A 17,807-nucleotide genomic window follows, 5' to 3' on the forward strand; every position below is an offset into this window, starting at 1 on the left:
CTCCCGTTATAAATTGTAGACTCTGTAAAGGAACACGGCCGCTTCCGCCCTCGTCGCCGGCCCGGTCGGATTCAATCGTCCTGCGGCGCCTTCGATCAGCCCCTTCTGTACCAAGGCAGCGACAGCGTCCGCCGCATAGCCGGCGACATCCGCCCGATCGCGGAACGGCTCCAAAGTCGACGCCGGTTCCGCGGACGGCAAGTCCCTGAACTTCGTCAGCGCTCGCGCCGTCAGCGTCATCATGTCCTGTCGGGTGATCGATTCCTTCGGATGGAACCGGCTATCGCCGATCCCTTGCGCGATTCCGAGCGCTTTGGCGACACCGACGGCTTCGTAAGCGTAGTCCCCCGGCCGCAAATCGGCGAAATTCCCCGTAACCTCGGCGGTAAGGCCTAGCGTGCGAACAAGCATGGCGATAAAGTCTTCTCTTGTAATTCGCGTATCGGGCGAGAAAACCGTATCGGATGTTCCGTTAACGACGCCTTTCGCGGCCAGCACCTCAATCGGATGCCGTGCCCATTCGGCATGCGTCAAGTCCGCGAACGTTTTGCTCGCATACGCAACGGCGTACCGGCTGAGATGAGAAGTCTCGAAGACGACTTCTCCAGTCCGATCGTCGTATCGCCCGCTCGTGACCGGGACGGCCGCTCCCGATTCGTCGAGATACAGCACGACGATCTGTTCGGAATGAGCCAGTTCCTCTCCGGCCGGCCGGTAAGGAATCGAGACCGTGACGGGAGCGCCGGGATGACTCCATGCGCGGGCGTTCCCGTTCACGGCGACGACGATCTCGACGACGGGCCTGTCCCCGATCTGTTCCCGCAAGGAAGAGGGCAGATCGCTCCGTTCGACGGGGCGGATGATCAGATCGACGGTATCTCCGGGCCGGACCTCTTCGGACGATAGCATGTCGGCGGGCACCGTGAAGCTGCCGGCGCCGGTCTCGAACCGGTACCGGGTGTTGGGAGACGCCGAGGAGATCGCCGCTGCCGGCACTCTTTGCACATAAGCATGCGCGCCCTCCAGCGGCTTCACCTGAATCGTGACGGTTCGGACGCCGCTGCGGTCCGGAACCGCCTGATTTCTTGCGGCCTCCAGATCTTCCGCGCGAATGTCAAGCACGGCTTGCCCGGAAGCGCCATCCAGACGGGGCTGCCCGATCAGGATTCCTTCGCCGCCCGCTTCCACCCGGCTGCCGCCGCCGACAACGACGGGCGCCGTCCCGGTATCGCCTCCGCCGTTACTCGGCGGCGGCGGGTCTTGCGGCTTCGTATACGTAAATTCCGTCTGGACGGGCGCGGGTACGCCCGTTCCTCCAACCTGGACCCGGTAAGTGCCTTCGGCGTCGGCGTCCAGCTCATAAATGAACTGATAGGCGCCGCCCGATCCGCTTATCGCTTGGTCGAGATAGACGACGCTGCCGGCGGCGTCCAGCACCTTCACCGTAACCGCGCCTCCTTCGCCGGACGACAGCGTTCCGTACAGACGGACCTGCCGGGTCGCCGGATCCGCCGACGCTTGGACCGTAACGCCCGACTCGGCCTGCGGCGCGCTCGCGTCCTCCCCGGCCGCAGCCGCCCCCGGCGCGAAGGACGGAAGACTCCAGGCTCCGAACGCGAGGGCGGCGAAGAGGATGCCGACGGCCGCTCGATGGCTTGTTCGCTTCATCTCACAAGTCACTCCTTATTTCAAGATCGCCCCTGCCGTCAAAGCATGCTCGATCTTCTCGCTGCCGAGTAGGTAAACGATGATGGTCGGGAGACTGGTCATGATCATCGCGGCTCCGATCAGGCCCCAATCGGTCACTCCGATCTGCAGGAAGAAGTTCGCCAGCCCGACGGTCAGCGGCCGGTAAGACTCTTTGGTCACCAAGATGTAGCTTAAAGGGAACTCGTTCCACACGTTCATGAAGACGAGCACGCACTGCGTCGCAAGAGCGGGTTTGACGATCGGAAGAATGATCCGGAAGTAGCTCTGATAGACGTTGCAGCCGTCGATGCACGCCGCCTCCTCCAGCTCCCGCGGCAAGCTTCGGAAGAACGCGTACAGCATGAGCACGCAAGCCGACAACCCGAACGAGAACATCGGGATGATCAGTCCCGGATAGGTGTTCTGAAGCTTCAAACTCATCGTCATCATAAACAGCGGGATCATGACGACCTGGACGGGAATGACGAGCCCGAGCGAGATGTAGCTTAACGCCGCCCCGGCGAATCGCCAGTTCATGCGCGCCAGGCAGTAGGCCAGCATGCTTCCGCACAGAATGACCAGCAATAACGTGCCCGCCGTGTAGATCAGGCTGTTCTTGAAGTAGACGAAAAAATGATAAGATTTCAGAGTATTCTCATAATTTTCGAAAAACCAGTTCCGCGGCAAGCCGAATGCGTTGTCGTACACTTCCTCCTTGCTCTTGAACGACAGATTCAGCATCCAGTACAGCGGAAAAATGAAAGTCAGGCCGGTTGCAATCAGAAACAGTTGAATCGTCCTTCGGTAAATCTTCCTGCGCATGCGAACACCTTCCTGCGAAAATCGTCAGAACTCCAGCCTCTCTCTGGCGACGAATCGATTGAGCAGCAGCGTAACGACCAGGCACCCGATCACGAACAGAACGGCTACCGCGCTTCCCGCGCCGAAATCGGAGGACATGAAAGCTCTGTAATACAATTCGTATACGATCGTTCTCGACCAATACCCCGGACCGCCGCGCGTCATCACCTCGACATGGGCGAACATTCCCATCGAGCCGAGAATGGAGATAACCAAGACGAATTTGATGACGTCCTGCATGAGCGGGATCGTAATTCGGATGGCGCTCTTGACCGGACCGGCCCCGTCGATCAGCGCCGCTTCGTAATAGGTCTGGGGAATCGATTTGAGCCCGGTATAGAACAACAGCGTGTTCAGGCCGATATACTGCCATAGGAAGGCGACCGCGATGCTGTAGATGACCGTGCCTCGGTCGGTCAGCCATTCTCTTCCCCAATCTTCAAGCCCGATCGCCTTGAACACGCTGTTCAGCAGCCCCCACTCCGGCTCATAGATCGCCAGCCACATCTGGGCGATAACGGTGACGGACAGGATCGCCGGGAACATTCCGAACGCCTTGAACAGCCTGCGCGTTCCCTGGCCTTGGGAGCCCAGCAGCAAAGCCAGCGCCAGCGACAAGGGCAGCGCCAACACGGTGGACATCAGCACCACGATGAGCGTGTTCAGACCCGACTTCCCGAACGACTTGGACGACAAGACTTCATAATAATTGGCCAGCCCGACGAAGCCGTCGCTCCGGAAGCCGTTATGCTTCTGAAAGCTGATCACGACCTCCGGAATCAACGGATAGATGACAAACACCGTGAACGCGATCAGCGCCGGGAACGCAAAGACGGCAATGGAAATTTTCGTGCTGAAAAATCGAACCATCGGACTTCCCCTTAGTTAAAAAAAGTGTTGCTATGCCAGGTCTCGTTGAAATCTTGAATGAACTCGTCCGCCGAATAGTCGCCCGTCATCAGTAGCGATCCGGCGTTGTTGTATTCCGCTGCCGTCTTGGGGTCCATATTGAAGAACAAGGTCGGGATTTTGAGCGCGGTTTTGTTGTAGTCGTCGAGGTTCTTCTGCTGCAGCGGCGCGGCCGGCGCCGATTCCGGCACTTTGAAGTTGACCTTCGCGCCGGTGCTGTTGAAGTACAGCGCGTCCTGCTTGTTCAGGAATTCGGCCAGCTTCACCGCTTCTTCGAGATGCTCGCTCTTCGCGCTTACCGCATAGCCGGCCAGCGGAGTTCCCCAATATTGCACGACGCCCGCCGGATCGAACTTGTCGCTCGCTTTCGGCCAGAGGAAATAATCCAGGTCCGGCACGTTCTTCTCCAGATCCGGCAATTCCCACGACATCATCATGTACATGGCCGCTTTGTTCTGGGTGAACAGTTCCTTGGCCGGGCCGTAATCGAGGTTGGCGGCGCCTTTGCCGAAAGCGCCCGCTTTCGCAAGCGTCGCCACGCGGTCCAGCGCGTTCTTGACGACCGGATTGGCGAAGTCCGTCTTGTTCGCGACCAAGTCCTGCATGACGGCCGGATCTTCAACTTGAATCATGCTTTGGATCAGGAAGAAGGCGGGGGACCATCCCCCTTTGCCCGGCGTCGAAATCGGCTGAATGCCCGCTGCGGCCAGTTTCTTGCACGCGTCCACCAGTTCGTCGAACGTCGTCGGGACGGCGATGTTGTTCTTGGCGAAAATATCCTTGTGGTAGAAAATGCGAGGGTTGAAGTACGTATCCGCGCCGCTGGTGAGCGCATAGATGCCTCCCCTGTATTCCAGCGCTTCCTTCACGTTGAAGTTGTCGATATAGCCGTCTTTCGTAATGTACGGCTTCAAATCCAGCTGGTTGTTGGCATTGATAATCGCAGGCGCATAATCCGAACCGCTCCAGAATACGTCTGGCAAATCTCCCGAAGCGTTGTAAATTTTCATCTTCGCGGCCACGTCCGCCGTCTCTTCGAATTCGACTTCAATGTTCGGCAGATCTTTGGCCAAGTTCGGCTTGATGTAATCGTTCATGATGGCTTGCCGGCTCTCGTCCGAGCTGATCGTAATCAGCTTCAGCTTGACCTTCTCCGCGCTTTGCTCCGTTCCCTTGGCCGGTTCCGTCTGCGTCTGCTCCGCCTGCCCCGTCGGGCTTGACGAAGATTCGCCTGGCTTGGCGCCGTCGTTTCCGGAAGCATTGTTGCCGTCGTTCCCGCAAGCGCTCAGCCACAGCGCCGAGAAGACGGCCCCGGCCAACAGTCCCCGCTTTGCGTATTTCCGCATCTTGTATCCTCCCCTTCGAATTGCCCTTCGCGTAAGGACCCTTATGTGAATTCTCATCCATCATAAGTTCATTGGGCGGACATAAGAAGGGAATATTATCCTGTCATAAGGAATTTTCTCTTTTTTATTTCGCTAGCAGTTTGTCGATATAATTCCCCGGCGCGATGCCGTATTTCTTCTTGAAGCACTTGCCGAAATAATTCGCGTCCGCGTAGCCTACCTGCGCCGATACGGCCGAAACGCTGCGGCAGCCTTCGTCGATCAGCCTTTTCGCCTGACGGATTCTGGCGTCCGTCATATAGTTGTTGATCGTCACTCCCGTTTCCCTTTTAAACAGCTCGCATAAGCGGCCGTATCCGATATACGCATGGCGGGCGATCTCGTCGATCTTCAAGTCGTACTTTCCCAAATTGCGATCGATATAGTCCTTGGCCTTCTCCACCGTCTTGGAAGCGCTTTGATTCTCCTGCATCGCAACGGCCGCCATCGCCCGGCTATAAATGCGGAGGACCCGCTGCTCCCATTCGTCGATCGACCTTCGTTCATACAGGTTGCCGAGCAGCCGGCTGTCCTCCCCGAACACGCCCTTCATCTCGTTTCCCGTGCCATCGACGAATTCCAGGCAGGTCGATACAAGCTCGACGCACTTATTGACGACCAATTCGACGGGGGCATGAGCCTGCCTGATCTCGCCGAATATCGAACGAATCAAATCGCCGACCCACTGGGAATCGTTCATTCTCGCCCCCATCAGAAGCTGCTGCCTCTGCTCCACCGGGAAAATGCGGAGAGCGGCTTCGTCGGACACGGGGGCGTCGCTGTAGACAAGCACCCCGTTTCTGCCCGATATACGCAAACGATTCAAGGCGTAGAGCGCTTCCCGGTACGATTCGGGCAAGCGACCGACTCCTACGCGCATGCGGCTGACCCCGACCGCAACGTCAAGCTTCGCGTACTTGAGAAGCGATTGGCGAATGTTCTCGCCGAGCCGCGCCAGGTCCAGCGGCCATCCCGCCCGCGCGTCCGCCGCGGCGACGACCGCGCAGAGGCGATCCGCATCCTGGCAGCTGTCGAACGTGCACTCCGCCGCCAGGACGTCTCGCGCGATATTCGCGGCCGCAAACGCCCAAAGCCGCTTCTCCTCGTCGTTCCACCCGGCTTCCTTGGGATCCGCGATCTCTACCGCCAGGACCCGGTACGCTTCCGCGTCGGGATCGATGGCGAGCGACGGCTTCAATTGATTCCATTGCTCCGCGGCGAGCACCTTCGTCCCCTGCAGCAGGTTGTTGAGCAGCATCTCCTTAAGCAGCGGCTTATGCACCTTCACCTGCTGCTTCCACTCTTCCATCGCGATCTCGTGCTTCTTCTTGACGGACGCCAGCACCTTGATCAGCTGCTCTTCCTGAACCGGCTTGAGCAGATAATTCTCGACGCCGACTTCGATCGCTTGACGGGCATAGGCGAATTCCTCATAGCCCGTAATGATAATGACCGTAACGTTCAGCCCGTTCTCCTTGATCTCCGCCGCCAGCTCGATGCCGTCCAGCATCGGCATATTAATATCGACAAGCGCCACATGGGGCTTGTATTGATGGATTTTCTCCAGCGCGTCGATTCCGTTCTCCGCCTCGCAGCAGATCTCGTACCCGAGCGACTCCCACGGGATCGTCTTCCTCAACGCCTCCCGGAACAGACTTTCATCGTCAACCAGCATGATCCTAAGCATGAGACGCGCTCACCCTTCCGTCTTGAATGCGGGAATCGTGACGCTCACCTGGGTGAAGCTCCCGATCTCGCTTGCGATTCGCAATCCGTATTCCGGTCCGAACAGCAGCTTGATTCTTCTGTCGACGCTGCTCAGACCGAAGCCTCCGCTCTTTCCGTCCCTCGGTTCCCCATGCAGAAGCAAGGCGGCTTTCTCTTCCGGAATGCCGATCCCGTCGTCGAACACTTCGAGAACGATCCGGTCCCCGTCGCGATACCCTCTGATGGCAATCTTTCCTCTGTTGCCCCTGGATTTCAGGCCGTGATAGATGGCATTCTCCACCAAAGGCTGCAGCGTAAGCTTGGGAACGGAATCATCCATGATGTCCTCCTCGACGTCCAGAGAGAAATCCATGTAGTTGGCATAGCGCCGCTTCTGAATTTGGAGGTAGTCGCGTATGATCCGAATCTCGTCGCGAATGGGAACGATGTCCCGGCCTCCGCTGAGCGACCTCCGGTAGAAATCGGCCAGCGTCCGGGTCACCTGCATCGCTTCCTCGTACCGTTCCAGCTTGTTCAGCGACAGGATCGTCTCTAGCGAATTGTAGAGGAAGTGAGGATTGAGCTGCGATTGAATCAGCTTGAACTCGAACGCCTGTTTGGCCTTCTGTTCGGTGACGACTTCCTTGAGCAGTTCCTGGATCCGATCCATTAAGCTGTTGAATCCGCGGGTCAGCATCCCGAGCTCATGATTGCTCGCCGGTTCCGCCCTTACGTCCATATCGCCTTGGCGAATTTTTTTCATGATCGCGGCGAGCTTCCGAATCGGCATCGTTACCGTATTGGAGATGTAGTAAGAAGAGACGAAGGCGAAAGCGAGGCACAGCGCACCGACAATGAGTATGAGCCGCCGGATGATCGTCTCGTCTTTGGCGATCTCGTGCATGGGCACCAGGCTGACGATTCTCCAGTCGATCTTCTGGAACTCCTGCATGGACAACAGAGACTTCTCTCCTTGCCGGGACAGAATCACTTTATTCTCCCGCCCGAGCCGTTCGAACTGGTCCGCGCGAATGTGGACGACATCCCGAACTTGCCGATTCAAGTCGCCTTTGTTCTCCGCGGAGATGATCCGGCCTCCGTCCTTCACGATATACTGCTTGCTGTCCGTGCTGCTTCGATTCTCGGAGAAAATGCCGGAGATGGTCTGCTCGTCGATGAACAGGACGACGACGCCGAGCTTCCGGCCGGTATTCAGATCGATCACGAGCTTGGCGACCGCGAAGACGTTCTCTTCCCTTCCGTCATTCCGCCTTAACTTCAGCAGATCCGACCATGTCGGCTTCTGGCTGATCGATGCTTCCTCCAGAAATTTCTCATCCGCTATGCTGCGGATGCTGGCGCTGTCTATCATGCGGTCGCTGTAAATCTCTTGATTGTCGATAAAGATGGAGGCAGCGAAGATGGGGGTGTTGGGGGAGATCACGTTGGCAAGGGCGGCGTACATCTCGGGCCTCATGCTGAGCACGTCGGTGACGCCTTCGGCCTGCCCGCCGCCGTCGATTCGATCCGCCAGTTCCCCCAGCAGCTCTTGCACTCTGTTGTTGGAGGCGACGACTTTGGAATAATCTTCGATGCTGCGAATGAGCGTGAACAGGTTGGAGTCGATCAACTCCAGTTCACGCACGGCGGACTGCTCCGTCTTGTCGATAATGATGCCGCTTGAGATGTGATTGGCGAAGTACGCCAAGACGGACAGCACGAATACGATCATAAGCACATTCAGAAGAAGGATTTTGTCCCTGAGCGTTCGGTTGTTATACGCGTTCCGAATCAGACCCCGCATCGCCGTCAGCCTCGCAATCCGTCGTTCCCCTGCAACCGTTGAGCCGGCCGAAGGCCTAGGATTCGGTTGTCGGAACGCCCGTCCGTTCTTGCCGATTCCTTTGCTCATTATAGAGCCTTGCGGCGAAAATCCGCAACAGACCTGCTTCAAGGCTCCGATCGTTGAACGGCGCGCCAAGCGTCCAACTGCTTCTGCACCTCGGCCCGCAGCTCGTCCAGGCCCGCCTGCTTCAGCTCCTGGTTGAACTTGGGGAGCTCCGTGTCCACGTCCACGCTGCCGGTCATCAGGCTGGGGTAGTATTTCTCCCATACCATCCGGACGTTCTGGATCTGAATCGGCATCCGGGACAAGTCCGGCGTAAAGCCCAGCACGCTCGACTTGACGGCCTTGGCGTTGAAGGCGCGGAATTGGTCCCACTTGTCCGGCGGGTCCGGGAACGATCCGCCCATCGTGTTCAGAATGAACCAATTGCCTTGGGTATACTGCACCCCCGCATAGCCCGACGGGGCTTCCTGGGCCTGGCCGCTTCCCGAACCTTTGGGGGACATGGGCACCACCTGATCATTCGCATCCAAGGTATAGTGCACCCCCTCTATCCCATAGTTGAACAGGTTGCGAACCTCGGGGTCGGTGTTCAGCAGGTTGAGAAACTTGACGCTCTCGACCGGATGCTTCGTATCGGCGCTTATGGCCATGACGCCGCCCCGCACCGACTCCGTCGTGACGAGGGCGGGGGTGACGGGTTGAGCGACCACCTTGTAGCCGCGGTCCTTGCTCCAGCTGCTCTCCGATAACGGTCCTCCTCCCGCCGCTTTCCAGAAAACCTTCTCCCCCCACTCGAGTCCCCGGCTTTCCCGCATCGCGGCGTCCTCGTTGATATAACCCGCCTTGTAATAGCGCCGGAGCGTATTCAATATTTTCCGGGCCTCGTCGGTCTCGAAAAGGTTCAGCACCGGAGAGTCGGGATCCTGGGAGCGGACGACGAGCGGAAGCGTCTTGTCCTGGACGTATTCGTCGTCGTACAACTGGAAAAAGTTCTGGGATTCCTTATCCAGCTCCATCGGAATATAGGACGGTTCCTTCTCCTTGATCATCTGAAGCAGCGGTTCGAGAGATTCCAAGGTGTCGTACTTCGAGATGTCGATTCCGTACTTGCGCACCAGCGAATCCGGGTACATCCACTGCTGGAGCACGGCCAGCTCTTTGTTGGTCGGAACGCCGTAGATGCCTCCGTCCTCCATGCGCATGCCCTGCCAGAAGTTCGGATCGATGGCATCGTACATGTCTTTCCCCACGCTTGCGAGATAGTCGTCCAGCCTCAGCCAGGCGCCGCGTTGGGCATACGTCGCGTATTCCGGAGCGAAGGCGATATCGAACGGAGTCCCCGAAGAGACCAGCGTGTTCAGCCGGTCGTCGTATTCCTGCCAGCCCACTTTGATGTAGCTGACCGTAACGCCGATCTTGCGGGCCAGAATCTCGTTGATTTTGTCGTTCACCAGCTTCAGGTCCCGATCCGGTTCCCCGATCGTATAATAGATCAGGTTCACCAGATGGCCCGGGTTCGGAGCGTTCCCGCCTTCTTCGGACGAAGACGCGCAGCCCGAAGACGAAATGGCCAGCGAGGCGGCTATCAGAAAGAAGACGACAAGGCGGCCCGGAAGCGGCTGCTGCCTTCTCATGCCGGTCTATTCCTTTCTCCGCAAATCCGAAGGCGACTTCCCGAAATAGGCGTGAAAATGAGTGTAAAAATAGTTCAGGTTGGGGTAGCCCACGGATAGCGCGATCGCGGCGATCTTCTCGTCCGTGGTCAGAATGCGCTCTTGCGCGCGAAGCATCCGGTAGGCCATCAAATACTCGGAAAATTTCATCTGCGTCTCCTTCAGAAACAGCTGCCCGAGATACGTCCCGTTCATCCGGAAGCGCTCCGCCACTCCTTTAAGGCTCATATTCTGGGCGTACTCCGCCTTCACCATCATGAGGATGCGGTTCGTCAGCTTGGACAGGCTGTCGTAGCGTACGCCCAGCACCGGGTCCGCATTCCGGTCGCCGCGGTCGGAGCCTTCCAGCGTTCCGTGCCAATCTTCCACGATAATCTTCTCCACCACGCCCTGCAGCTTGGCGCGCTCCACCGGCTTGAGAAGATAGTCCTTGACGCCGCAGCGGATCGCCTCCTGGGCATACTCGAACTCCCCGTAGCCGCTCATGATGATATATTTGGCCGGCAGCCTAAGCTCGTTCAGCTTGCGAATGGCGTCGTACCCGCGATCCTTGCCGATACATACATCGAAGATGGCGAGGTCCGGCATGAACTCCACCGCTTTGGTTATGGCGCCCTCATACGTCTCGCTCGTCTCGATCCGTCCGAAGCCGTAGCTCTCCCAATCCAGCGTTCGCCTCATGCCTTCCAGGATTTGAGGCTCGTCATCCACAATCAGAAGCTTGTACAAGGCCAAGCGCCTCCTTCGAGAGAATCACGGATATTTTGACGCCGGCTTCCTCGTTGTTGGCGATCTCCATGGAGAAGCCCTTTCCGTAAAAAAAGCGCAGCCGCGTATTCACGTTCCGCAGTCCGATGCTGTCCGAGGCGGCGTCTTCCCGAAGCAGATTGCGCCGGATTTCGGCCAGACGTTCCGCCGAGATCGAGCGCCCGTTGTCCAGAAACTCCAGTACGAACCGATCCTCCGCCTCTGAGCCGCTTACGACGAGCAGATTGAACTCGCTTTCAGGATCGAAGCCGTGAACGAAGAAGTTTTCCGCGATCGGCTGCATCCAGAACTTGACGGTGGGAAGCGACAGCAGCGCCTCGTCCACGTTCAGCTGATAATAGAAACGATCCGGATATTTCCATTCCATGATTTTCAAATATTTCTGCAGCAGGGCCAGCTCGCTGCCGATCGGAATGATGTTCTCGTTCTTCACGATCTCGCGGTACAGCGCGCCCAGCGTGGCGATCGCGTCGGCCGTATCGGCAGACCGGTCCGCCAGCGCGAACGAGCGGATGACCTCCAGCGTGTTGTATAGAAAATGGGGGTTGATCTGATGCTGAAGCGCCTTCATTTCCGTCTCCTGCTGCTTGAGCTTCAGCAAATATTCAGTGCGAATGTGCTTGTCGAGCTGGTGAATCATGTCGTCCAGTTCCCGGGCGATCATGCCGTATTCGTTTTTCCGGTAGCGGGCGGGGGTTACCGGGGTAAAATTCGCCGTCTTTACGCGTCCGATCGATTGAATGATGCGCCGCAGAAAATTCGCGTCCTCGCGCAGATTGTACACGATCAACAAGAGCACGCTGGCCATGGCGGCCAGCACGATGAGCACCACGGCGAGAAGAACGCTGGCTTTCTGGCGGATCAGCGCTGCCAGATCCACGATGCTGACGAACTGATAGTCGAACTCGGTGGAGTGAAATGTCGCGAAAAACACGCGGTCCATAGAGCCCGCCCGCAGATAACCGCGGGAACGTCCTTCCGCCGCCGCCCGGCGGACCAGCTCCTCCGTTCCGCCGCTGCCGCCGGCAATGAGGTACACGTCCCCGGATGCGCTGATGGCCGCCGCGGTCTGCAAGCGGTAATTTTGCACCGTATCGAAGATTCTCTCGCTGCTGATCAAGAAGCGGAATTCGCCCAACTGACGGGAGATTTGGTTCGGATCCAACAATTTCTTGCGGTAAACGAACCCTTTCCGGATCGTCTCGCGAAACGTCTCGTCCGAGTCGGGAACCAGAAACCGAAAGCTCGCGGTGCCGTTGCTGTCGAAGCCGATCACGTTGCCCTGCCCTTCGGTATGCAGGCTGACTTGCGTAATGTCGCCCAGCCCGCCGTTGCTTAGAAACGATTTCATGTCGTCGGGAAAAGAGGTCAGCGTCTGGTCGTAATGGCTGTTCCGAAGCCTGCTCGTCAGATAACCTTCCGCGCTGTTGCCCAGAAAAAAGCGAACGTCTTCGATCAGGCCGCTATTGGAGTAAATCCGCTGCATGTACGCCTCGATACGGTCGGTGTCGTACTGAAGCTCGTTCTCCGTGCGGTTGAACGCGCTCGTCGCTTCGTTGCGGGCGTTCTCCACCCACTGGTCCAGCAGCACCGCGCAGGTCAACGCTCCGAGCGCCAGGCCGATGAACACCACGAACCCCGTATAAGCCATGAATTTGCCGCGATAAATCTTGATTTGCAAAAAGGTGCGCATGCGGCGTCTCCTCCGCAACGGACTATGGTCATCCAGCTGTATCTCCACCATATAATCGATCCACCAGAAAAATCAACCCGAACGGCAAATTCTCCGTTCGGGTTTGCGATCGCCGGCGGCGGCAGCCGGGCTTATTTGAAATAAGCGTCGATCTGCTCTTGCGCGGCTTGCATGATCTTGTCCAAGCCCGCGGCCTTCAGCTCGGACACGATTTTCGGCACCATTTTCTCCGGATCGGAAGCGCCCGTGAGCAGCTCATAGCGGTATTTGTCCCAAACCGCCTTCGTGTTGGCCACTTCGGTGGTCAGCTTGCTGATGTCGAGGGCAAAACCCAGGACGGAGGACGAGGTCGCCTGCTCATTCAGCTTTTTCACCTGATCCCACTGATCCTCGGGAGCGCCCTTCGTAACCGCCATATCGAAGAAGGTGCCCTGCGTGTAGGAAGCCAGCGGCCACGTGTCGGTCGTCCGCTCGATCAATTTCTCGCCGTCCACGTTTTGGTAGTCCACGCCCGGTTCGCCATAGGCCAGCATATTGCGCAGCTTCGGATCGGTGTTGACCAGCTGCAGATACTTGAGCGCCTCTTCCTTATGCTTGGAGTTCGCGGAGATCGCGTTCAAGGAGCCTTGAATCGTGCTGGTCGTATAGATGGGGCCGAAGATCTGGAACATGTCGTACTTCTCGACGCCTTCGTTGATCTGCCAGCTCGCTTCCGCGCCGGGGAACGCTTGGGCGGCGAAGAACGGGCGGCCTTTGTCCGCTTCCGTCTTGGTCGGAGCGTCCGGGTTGATGATGCCGTCCTGATACCACTGATGAAGCTGCTTCAGGCCCGCCATGACGTCCGGCTGCTCCAGGACGGAGACGACTTTCCGGGACGCGTCGTCGACTTTGACTCCGACCGGGGGAAGGCCGAGCGTCATATCGTCGTAGCCGTTGAAGAAGCCGTTGAATCCGTCGCCCTGGGTGAGCGAAAGCGGATAGAAGCTCTTGCCCTCGCCGGCTTTCATGTCGTGGAACGGCTTGTCGAGATCCTGAAGCGTTTTGATCTTGCTCGTATCGATGCCGTATTTCTGCACGTACTTGTCGTCGAACACCCAATATTGGGTCAGCGAAGAGTCCTTGTACGTCGGAACGGAGTAGATCTTGCCGCCGATCTTCGTGCCGTCCCACACCTTCTCCGGAATGAGCTTATACAGATCGGGCGTCTGGCTCTGCACCAGATCGGTAAGGTCGGCGAACGCGCCCATCGCTACCTGCTGGCTGTACTTGCTGTTATTCGTGAACATGATGTCGAACGGCTCGCCGGTGTTGACGATCGTGTTGATCTTGGTGTCCCAGTCGCCCCAGCTCGCCACTTTGATGTCGACTTTCACGCCGATCTTCTCGGCCGTGTAATCGTTCATCGCCGCGATCGCCTTGTCGAAGTTGGCGGGAATCTGGCCGCCGATCGTCCACCAGACGAGCGTCGGGATGTCGGCCGAATCGGCCGGCTTGCTCGATTCCGACGCCGCCGCCTGAGAGGCGGGAGCGGATGCGGATGTCGAGGCGGAGCCTTGCGGGGAGCTCGAGGAGTTCGAAGAATTCGAGTTCGAGGAGCTGCAGCCCGCCAGCGCGGTTGCCAGCAGTGCCGCGGTACAGAAAGCGGATGAGAGCTTCATGGTTCTTTTCACAAACAAGTTCCTCCCTTTTATGTTGTGTTATCTATAGGGAACCCGGGAAAGTCCGGATCAACCCTTCACGGCGCCCACCGTCAAACCGGAAATAAAGTATTTCTGGAAGAAGGGGTAAGCGAACGCCACGGGCACCACGATGATGATCGCCACCGCCATGCGCGCGGATTCCTTGGGCATCGTCGCGACCAGCGTCGCATAGCTGACGCCCATGCTGGAAGCGTTCTTCGCGAGCGCGTCCACGTTGCTCATCAAGCTGTTCAGCAGTGCCTGGAGAGAGTAAAGCTTCTGGTTGTCGATATAGAGCATCGATTGGAACCAGTCGTTCCAGTAGCCGAAGCAGAGAAAGAGCCCGATGGTCGCGATCAGCGGCAGGGAGATCGGCAGCACGATCGAGAAAAAGATGCGAAGCTGACTCGCCCCGTCGATCTCGGCGGATTCGATCAAACCGTCCGGAATCGTGCTTTTGAAAAACGTTTTGCAGATAATGACGTTGAAAGAAGATACCGCCAGAGGCAGAATGAGCGCCCACACCGTGTCCTTCAGTCCCAGCAGATTCGCGTTGATGTAATAGCTGGACACCAAGCCACCGTTGAACACCATCGGAATGAAGACAATCCAGGTTAGCAATCCCTTCAACTTGTAGTTGGGACGGGAGATGACGAAGCCCATGGACGCGGTCAGCAGAACGCCCAGCGCGGTGCCGACGGCCGTGACGAGCACGGAGACCCCGAGCGCCCGCACGATCATCGCCCCCTGCCCGGCGATATAGTGGTAAGCCTCGCCGGAGAACACTTTCGGAAAAATGTGATAGCCGGATTGACGGATGGAGTCCTCGCTCGACAGAGACACGGACAGCACCACCAGCACCGGAATGAGACAGACAAGCGCCAGCACAATAAACAGAAGGTGGAAAAGGACGTTCGCTCCCGCACTGATTCGATTGAATCGGTCCAGGCCGTTCCCTTCCTTTGCTCTCGTTGCCATGGATCCGCCTCCTCTACATCATCGCGCTATCCGGATCGACACGGCGAACGACCCAGTTAGCCAGCAGTATGGTCACGCAGCCCATCACCGACTGTACGAAAGCCGAAGCGGAAGCCATCCCTACCGTCGCCGTCTTGAGCTGCTTGTACACAAGGACGTCAATGGTGGTCGTCACATTGAACAGGGAGTTGGAATCCCGCGGCACTTGGAAGAATAGGCCGAAATCCGTGTAGAAAATGCGGCCGACCGCCAGGATGAACATCATGACGATGACCAGCTTCATCAGCGGCAGCGTAATGTACCGCACCTGCTGCCATTTGGACGCGCCGTCGATCACGGCGGCCTCGTAATACGATCCGTCGATCCCGGCGATCGTCGCCAGGTAGACGACCATGCCGTAGCCTACGCCTTTCCACAAGTTCATGAAAACGAGAAAATAAGGCCAAAAACCCGACTCCATGTACCAGTTCACGGGATCATGTCCCAGCCCGGCAAGCCATTGGTTGGCAATCCCTTTGTCGAAGCTCAGGAATGCCCAGACGACGGCGGATACGACCACCCAGGACAGGAAGTAAGGCAGGAACATCATCGTCTGATAAACCTTGGCCGCCTTGCGGCTGTGCAGCTGGCCGATGATGAGCGCCAGCGCGACGGGCACCGCGATGTTCAGGATGATGAACAGGAAGTTGTACCCGAGCGTATTGCGGATGACGACCCAGGCGTCATTGGACTTGAACAGAAATTCGAAGTTTTTGAAGCCGGACCACGAGCTGTTCCATACGTTGCTCAGGAACCCTCCGTAGATCTTGAAGTTTTTGAAAGCGATAATAACGCCGAACATCGGCAAGAAACAAAACAGCACGTACCAGACGGTGGTCGGCAGCGCCAACAGCGTCAATTCGGTATCCTGCTTGCGCCAGCGCGTTCTCAAGCGCTTCCGGCCGGTCTGCGCATTCATGTCCTTCCTCCTCTGCGTTGTTTTCGGTGCGCTTTCCATTCGTTCAACCCTTCATTAAGACATTAAGCAAACGCTGCCGCCCAAGGCAGTATCCAAATGGAAGGGCTTCCAGGTGTAGCGCGAACAATTTGATTCGGTTGATGACATTGTAAAAAAACTTCCCCGCTTCCATCCAGACAACAAACATGAGACCGCAGTCAAAAAACGTTAGATTTTTCTGAAGAAATCGTATTTTTCGGTGTCAGTGGACGCAAAATGGCGCGCAGTCGGCGGTAAAGGCGGGAATAAGTGGCGGAAAGGAATAACTTGGCGCATAGTCGGCTGTTGGGGCGAGTATAAGTGGCGGAAAGCAATAACTTGGCAACGGCAAACAATCCTCCAGCGCGTCGGCCTCTCTATGCGCGCTAAAGGATTGGATACTGCTCATTCGGAAATGAATTCACCGCGGTTCTAGGGAAGAACGAACAGCTTCTCCGGGCTGACGGTCAGCGACTCGCAATCCGACTCGCGGATAAGGTACGTATTCTCGATGCCGACAACACCAAGCCCCGGAAACGTAAACTTCGGTTCCACGGCCAGCACCATGCCCGGCTCCAGCGGATCCGCGAAGCCTTTGGCAAGGACCGGCCATTCGTCGATCTCCAGCCCGATTCCGTGGCCGAGAAACCGGACCTGGTCCGCTCCGTAGCCCATGAAATGTCGGGCGAGCCCCGCCTGTTCGGCCATTTCGAGCGCTTGCGCATACAGCTGCTCCGGGCTGATGCTGGGGCGCAGGTCGCGCTCGGTGCGCCGGAGAATCTCGACCGAGACTTCGTATGCCCGAGCCAGCTCCGGCGGAAGCGTCCCAATGACGGCCGTGCGCGTCTGATCGATCACGTAACCGTCGATGCAGCAGCCGATGTCGATCAGAATCGGCTCGTTTCGGCCGATCGGACGAGTCGACGCGCTTTGCGGCGCCGCTGCGGTAAGGCCTCTTCCCCCGGCCGGGCCGTCAAAGTAAGATGGTTCCGCCGCTGCGGCGCCCGCCGCGATCATGCCGATCATGATCTCCTGGTTGTAGCCCCGCATCCGCATCAAGCCGACATGGCCTTGTTTGCGCATCTCATGTTCGATCACGGTCATCAATTCCAGTTCCGTCATTCCTTCACGCAGCTGCCGCAGCCCTTCGTCCAGTGCGACTGCCGCCACCTGTGCGGCTTTACGAATCGCATCCGCTTCCCCGGGGGACTTGACGCTGCGAACACGCCTGAGCAGGGCGGAAGCATCCGTCAACTCCGCGTTCTGCAGAAGCTCCCGAAGCCGCAAATACAATTGGGCCGGCATCACGTCCAGATCGGCCCCCAGTACCGCTCGCGTCCCGAAGCGGAAACAGGCGGGGTAATCCTCCGCCAGCTTGGCGCCGAAGCCGCGAAACGACCCTAGCTCAACCGTCCGTACCGTCGACTCGGCTTGCGCCCGTACGACGCTTCGGCGCACATAGTAAGTTGCCTCGCCGGAGGCGGGCACAAACAGATAGCCGGTCTGCATCGAGCCCGTCCAGTAATAGATGCCGACATTCTGCGTAACGAGACAGCCGCTTAACCCGTGGCGGACAAGCTCCTGCTGCAGACGTTCACGCCGCGCCGCCGTCTCACCTCTCAACGCTTCGCTCATTCGCG

13 protein-coding genes are annotated in these 17,807 nt (G+C 58.0%); all 13 read right to left on the reverse strand.

All coding sequences use genetic code 11. The features are described from left to right. Window positions 1-6 precede the first annotated feature (6 nt). The gene (locus H7C18_RS13115) at window positions 7-1,668 is read right to left on the reverse strand and encodes an S-layer homology domain-containing protein (RefSeq protein WP_185129527.1); all 1,662 of its coding nucleotides are present in this window, start codon (window positions 1,666-1,668) and stop codon (window positions 7-9) included. A 15-nt stretch (window positions 1,669-1,683) separates the two neighbouring features. After that, entirely contained in the window at window positions 1,684-2,511 is an 828-nt protein-coding gene (locus H7C18_RS13120; RefSeq protein ID WP_185129528.1) for a carbohydrate ABC transporter permease, read from the reverse strand. A gap of 24 nt (window positions 2,512-2,535) precedes the next feature. Further along, the gene (locus tag H7C18_RS13125; RefSeq protein ID WP_185129529.1) at window positions 2,536-3,420 is read right to left on the reverse strand and encodes a carbohydrate ABC transporter permease; all 885 of its coding nucleotides are present in this window, start codon (window positions 3,418-3,420) and stop codon (window positions 2,536-2,538) included. Between the two features lie 11 nt (window positions 3,421-3,431). Then, window positions 3,432-4,805, reverse strand: coding sequence for an ABC transporter substrate-binding protein (locus H7C18_RS13130; protein WP_185129530.1), 1,374 nt, complete (start codon window positions 4,803-4,805; stop codon window positions 3,432-3,434). 124 nt (window positions 4,806-4,929) lie between these two features. Beyond that, window positions 4,930-6,531, reverse strand: coding sequence for a response regulator (locus tag H7C18_RS13135; protein WP_185129531.1), 1,602 nt, complete (start codon window positions 6,529-6,531; stop codon window positions 4,930-4,932). A gap of 9 nt (window positions 6,532-6,540) precedes the next feature. Further along, a complete protein-coding gene (locus H7C18_RS13140; RefSeq protein WP_185129532.1) occupies window positions 6,541-8,355 on the reverse strand; it encodes a sensor histidine kinase in 1,815 nt (604 codons plus the stop codon). A gap of 146 nt (window positions 8,356-8,501) precedes the next feature. After that, window positions 8,502-10,034 (reverse strand): ABC transporter substrate-binding protein, encoded by a 1,533-nt coding sequence (locus H7C18_RS13145; protein ID WP_185129533.1) that lies wholly within the window; start codon window positions 10,032-10,034, stop codon window positions 8,502-8,504. A 6-nt stretch (window positions 10,035-10,040) separates the two neighbouring features. Continuing rightward, window positions 10,041-10,802, reverse strand: coding sequence for a response regulator transcription factor (locus H7C18_RS13150; RefSeq protein WP_185129534.1), 762 nt, complete (start codon window positions 10,800-10,802; stop codon window positions 10,041-10,043). Then, window positions 10,777-12,534, reverse strand: coding sequence for a sensor histidine kinase (locus tag H7C18_RS13155; RefSeq protein WP_185129535.1), 1,758 nt, complete (start codon window positions 12,532-12,534; stop codon window positions 10,777-10,779). Before H7C18_RS13155 ends, H7C18_RS13150 begins: the two co-directional genes overlap by 26 nt. 131 nt (window positions 12,535-12,665) lie before the next feature. Beyond that, window positions 12,666-14,204 (reverse strand): ABC transporter substrate-binding protein, encoded by a 1,539-nt coding sequence (locus tag H7C18_RS13160; RefSeq protein ID WP_337913439.1) that lies wholly within the window; start codon window positions 14,202-14,204, stop codon window positions 12,666-12,668. Between the two features lie 57 nt (window positions 14,205-14,261). Further along, complete coding sequence (locus tag H7C18_RS13165; RefSeq protein ID WP_185129536.1) at window positions 14,262-15,191, reverse strand: carbohydrate ABC transporter permease; 930 nt, start codon at window positions 15,189-15,191, stop codon at window positions 14,262-14,264. Between the two features lie 13 nt (window positions 15,192-15,204). After that, window positions 15,205-16,149 (reverse strand): ABC transporter permease, encoded by a 945-nt coding sequence (locus H7C18_RS13170; RefSeq protein ID WP_185129537.1) that lies wholly within the window; start codon window positions 16,147-16,149, stop codon window positions 15,205-15,207. A 450-nt stretch (window positions 16,150-16,599) separates the two neighbouring features. Beyond that, complete coding sequence (locus tag H7C18_RS13175) at window positions 16,600-17,802, reverse strand: M24 family metallopeptidase (RefSeq protein ID WP_185129538.1); 1,203 nt, start codon at window positions 17,800-17,802, stop codon at window positions 16,600-16,602. Between the last annotated feature and the right edge of the window lie 5 nt (window positions 17,803-17,807).

This window comes from Cohnella zeiphila (assembly GCF_014212055.1).
GTDB classification, from domain to species: domain Bacteria; phylum Bacillota; class Bacilli; order Paenibacillales; family Paenibacillaceae; genus Cohnella; species Cohnella zeiphila.

Excerpts from the sequence above, each read along its gene's own strand:
- H7C18_RS13115 (WP_185129527.1), bottom strand. The coding sequence starts at position 1,668 with ATGAAGCGAACAAGCCATCGAGCGGCCGTCGGCATCCTCTTCGCCGCC.
- H7C18_RS13120 (WP_185129528.1), bottom strand. The coding sequence starts at position 2,511 with ATGCGCAGGAAGATTTACCGAAGGACGATTCAACTGTTTCTGATTGCA.
- H7C18_RS13125 (WP_185129529.1), bottom strand. The coding sequence starts at position 3,420 with ATGGTTCGATTTTTCAGCACGAAAATTTCCATTGCCGTCTTTGCGTTC.
- H7C18_RS13130 (WP_185129530.1), bottom strand. The coding sequence starts at position 4,805 with ATGCGGAAATACGCAAAGCGGGGACTGTTGGCCGGGGCCGTCTTCTCG.
- H7C18_RS13135 (WP_185129531.1), bottom strand. The coding sequence starts at position 6,531 with ATGCTTAGGATCATGCTGGTTGACGATGAAAGTCTGTTCCGGGAGGCG.
- H7C18_RS13140 (WP_185129532.1), bottom strand. The coding sequence starts at position 8,355 with ATGCGGGGTCTGATTCGGAACGCGTATAACAACCGAACGCTCAGGGAC.
- H7C18_RS13145 (WP_185129533.1), bottom strand. The coding sequence starts at position 10,034 with ATGAGAAGGCAGCAGCCGCTTCCGGGCCGCCTTGTCGTCTTCTTTCTG.
- H7C18_RS13155 (WP_185129535.1), bottom strand. The coding sequence starts at position 12,534 with ATGCGCACCTTTTTGCAAATCAAGATTTATCGCGGCAAATTCATGGCT.
- H7C18_RS13165 (WP_185129536.1), bottom strand. The coding sequence starts at position 15,191 with ATGGCAACGAGAGCAAAGGAAGGGAACGGCCTGGACCGATTCAATCGA.
- H7C18_RS13170 (WP_185129537.1), bottom strand. The coding sequence starts at position 16,149 with ATGAATGCGCAGACCGGCCGGAAGCGCTTGAGAACGCGCTGGCGCAAG.
- H7C18_RS13175 (WP_185129538.1), bottom strand. The coding sequence starts at position 17,802 with ATGAGCGAAGCGTTGAGAGGTGAGACGGCGGCGCGGCGTGAACGTCTG.